We start from the raw sequence: 3,701 nt of genomic DNA on the forward strand, positions 1-3,701 counted from the left end.
TTATCTACAGTATATAAAGAAGTAGTATTTAACGTATTTAAAGTTAAGTATTGCTTCTTTTTTGTTTCTTTAAAATCAACTTATCTACAGTGGGAAAATATAGTATTCATAGTTTTTATAGAAAGAGTTTCATAAATGTATCACTATCTAATCTGGAGGTGATGTTTATGAAAGTTCAAGAGTTTCAAATTGATAATAAAAAACGATATGTACTCATTGATGAAAATAACAAACCTGTGGTTCCTGTTGTCAAATACCTTAAGTATCTAGACAACATAGGTAAAGCGGAAAATACGTTAAAAGCATATTGTCGTCATTTGAAGTTATACTTTCAATTTTTAAGCGAAAAAGAAATAGGATACCAAGAGGTTGACTTAAATTTATTATCGGAGTTTATATCTTGGCTAAGAAGTCCTTATCAATCTACTAAAGTAGTTCATCTTGAGAAAACTCAAGCAAAGAGATCAGAACGAACAGTGAATACTATATTAACATGTGTCCAAGGTTTCTATGATTATTTGATTAGGATTGAGGATTATGAAAAGGACCTATCCGAAAAAACAAAGAAGCAAGTTACTGGTCAGTACCGATCATTCAAACCCTTTTTACATCATATATCAAAGGGTAAACCATTTGAAAAAAGCATATTGAAAATAAAAGAACCTCGAAGGGGAATTTTAACACTCACAAAAACTCAGGTGCAAACTGTTCACGATGCGTGTAGTAACATTCGCGATGCTTTATTGATTAGGATTTTATATGAGGGTGGTCTTAGAATTGGAGAAGCCTTATCTTTATGGATTGAGGATTTTGATATTGGTTCCACTACCATTCAGGTTCGGAAATCAAAAACTGTAAATGGTGAAGGACGAAAGGTGTATGTATCTGCCGATACTATGAATGTATTTCAAGATTATCTTATTGATCTTCACGATGTAGATACAAATTTTGTTTTTATCAATTTATCAGGACCTAATAAGGGTAAACCGTTAAATTATCGAGCAGCTTTCGATGTGATTGAGCGTATAAGGAAGAAAACTGAGATTGATGTTACTCCACATATGTTAAGACACACCTATGCAACTGAACTTCATGAAAAAGGAGTAGAAGCTTCGATTATTCAGAAGTTGTTAGGTCACGCACAAGTTCAAACTACAATACAAACTTATATGCATTCTTCGGATGAAACAATTCGGAAAGAGTGGCAGAAAGCACAGGATAATATGAAGGGTGATCAATTAAAATGAAATTATATAAATTTACTAATTCGACCAAATCTCCACGATATGAGCAACTAGTACAAGAACTAAATGGATATTGGAAAAATGATCTATGGAATGCCATCGATTGCCCTTTCTACACTAAAGACACTAATTTAGGAAAACAAAGGCTTAAATTCGACGAGACTTTAAGTTCAGGAATAAACCATGAATTGAAATATTATTTCTTTAGACAGTTGACTGATTCGATTTTAAAAATGACAACAATATGGAGCAGTGCTAGTGCAATCAATAAATTACAAACTTTTATTTTAAGGTTTTATCCAAATATTTTTTCTTTTATAGAAATTCCTCATGAGAAGTTTTCAATTCACTATAAGACTTATCTTTTAGAACTTGGTATAAGCAATTTAACTATTAAAGGATACCTCCAATTATATAATCGGATTAGTTCTTTTTACTTTGAATGGTATGACGAACGTATCGAAACAGAAAAAGATATTTGGGATGTTAGAAAACTAGGTATTGACTACAACAATAGTAAATGTGGTTATACCTTAAATTTCACTTTTATACCAAGCCCTTATCGAGCTTTGGTAAAAAGATATTTCGAAAAACGTGTCCTAATGCAAGAAAGTTTAAGCTGGGGTACTGCCATACAAAACATAGCAAAACTTCAAGAGTTCTTTAAATATATTTACTGCAAGTACCCAGATTGGAAAGGCTTAACCTCTTTAAGTAGAAGTGATATAGAAGGATTTATATATTATTTAAGAACTTCTCCTATGGGAGGGAATAGTGTTCATAAAGGACAAGCCCCTTCGGATAACCACGTTCATCGGTCATTATCTGTAATAGAATTGTTTATTTTATATATTCAAAGATATGAATGGGCTGAAGCCCCAATTAAATCTGCAGGAAATTTAATCGTTCCTGAAGACAAACCTAAACTACCACCTAAAGCTTCTAATGAAATAAAATATATATCTGATTTCGTTTGGAATCAAATCCTGAACCATATAGGAAAACTACCAAAAGAAATTATCCCGATTGTGATTTTATTAGAGGCAACAGGATTTAGAATTTCAGATGTGTGTACTTTGAAAATAGATTGTTTGATTCAAAGAGAAGATGGTTGGTGGATTATTGGAGACCAACGTAAAGTTAAAAATAAAGACCATAGAGTGCCAATTTCGGAAGAAATAGCAATGGTTGTGATTTCTCAACAAAAATTGACTAGAGAAAAAACAACCATTGAAACAAACCCCTTTAATTATTTGTTTCCTACCTATTATGGGCCGAGAAAAGGTCAGCCTATTTCAAGGGACAATGTAGTAAACAATTTAAACAAACTAGCTATGGAAAATAAAATAATCGACGAAAAGAGAGATACCTATCGATTTAAAGCACATGCGTTTAGACACCGTTATGGAGTCAATCTTATCAATAACGGTATGACCATTTTGCATGTACAAAAACTTATGGCTCATGCGAGCCCTGAAATGACATTGGTATATGCCAAGATTCATGATAAAACTCTTCGAAAAGAATGGGAAAAAGCCACAAGCAGTGGAGCTATAAGATTAAATCAAGGCGGTAAAATAATCGCCACTAGTATAGAGCAACAAGCAGACGAAAACGGATTAGAGTTGGAATGGATACGTCACAACTTAGATTCTATTCGATTAGATCATGGTTTTTGTATTAAAAGCCCTAAGAACAATTGTGATTTTTTAGAACAAACTTTAGAACCACCATGCATTAAAAATAACTGCCGAAGTTTTCATGTAGACCAAACATTTTTGAATTTCTACAACGAACAAATTACTAAAATGGAATCTGATATACAGATATATCAGAAATCTGGAAGAATTCGTTCAATCGAGATAATTCAACCTAAACTAAAAAAGTATAAAGAAATTAGAGACGGAATCATTAAAAACGGTGGAATATATGGACAGCAAAAATTAAGAAGAGAATCCAGAAATTAATATAAAGGTGTGTAAAACAAAGTGGCTAATAAGAATCCTAATACTGGTCCCCTATTAAGAAGCATAGAAGATAAAAAGAATATAACATTTCAAAAGGTAGAAAAAACACTTAAAAAAATGATAAAACAACAGAAAAAGATTAACTTCAACTCTGTAGCAGAAGAATCTGGAGTTTCTAAATCATTTCTTTATAAGTACATTGAAATTAGATCTCGTATTGAAACTTTAAGGAAGCAAGAAGAAGGATTAGAATCACCCATGAAAGTTAAACGGGATATGACAGAAAAATCAAAAGATGTCATAATTGCATCACTTCGGAAGAGAAATAAGAATTTGGAGGAAGAAAACAGGAAATTGAAAGAACAACTTAAAGTTGTATGGGCAACAATTTATAAAGAAATCAAGTAAGATGATAGTCTAACTTTAAAGTCATGTATTCAATGAATGAGGTTCGGTAGAACCTCATTTTTTAACAACTTACTGTAGATAA

3 protein-coding genes are annotated in these 3,701 nt (G+C 31.9%); all 3 read left to right on the forward strand.

All coding sequences use genetic code 11. The features are described from left to right. Positions 1-167: 167 nt before the first annotated feature. The 3 genes from COD11_RS22010 to COD11_RS22020 are packed head-to-tail and all read left to right on the forward strand — an operon-like array spanning position 168 to position 3,619. Positions 168-1,247: a tyrosine-type recombinase/integrase gene (locus COD11_RS22010; RefSeq protein ID WP_098799054.1), complete on the forward strand. Its 1,080-nt coding sequence runs from the start codon at positions 168-170 to the stop codon at positions 1,245-1,247. Continuing rightward, positions 1,244-3,211, forward strand: a complete 1,968-nt coding sequence (locus COD11_RS22015; RefSeq protein ID WP_098799055.1) for a tyrosine-type recombinase/integrase — start codon at positions 1,244-1,246, stop codon at positions 3,209-3,211. Before COD11_RS22010 ends, COD11_RS22015 begins: the two co-directional genes overlap by 4 nt. Before the next feature lie 21 nt (positions 3,212-3,232). Continuing rightward, positions 3,233-3,619, forward strand: a complete 387-nt coding sequence (locus COD11_RS22020) for a DUF6262 family protein (protein ID WP_098799056.1) — start codon at positions 3,233-3,235, stop codon at positions 3,617-3,619. Positions 3,620-3,701: the final 82 nt, after the last annotated feature.

The organism is Bacillus sp. AFS040349, from assembly GCF_002577655.1.
Taxonomy (GTDB): Bacteria; Bacillota; Bacilli; order Bacillales; family Bacillaceae; genus Metabacillus.

What these genes read in the sequence shown, in the direction of transcription:
- COD11_RS22010 (WP_098799054.1), top strand. Translation starts at nt 168, where the DNA reads ATGAAAGTTCAAGAGTTTCAAATTGATAATAAAAAACGATATGTACTC.
- COD11_RS22015 (WP_098799055.1), top strand. Translation starts at nt 1,244, where the DNA reads ATGAAATTATATAAATTTACTAATTCGACCAAATCTCCACGATATGAG.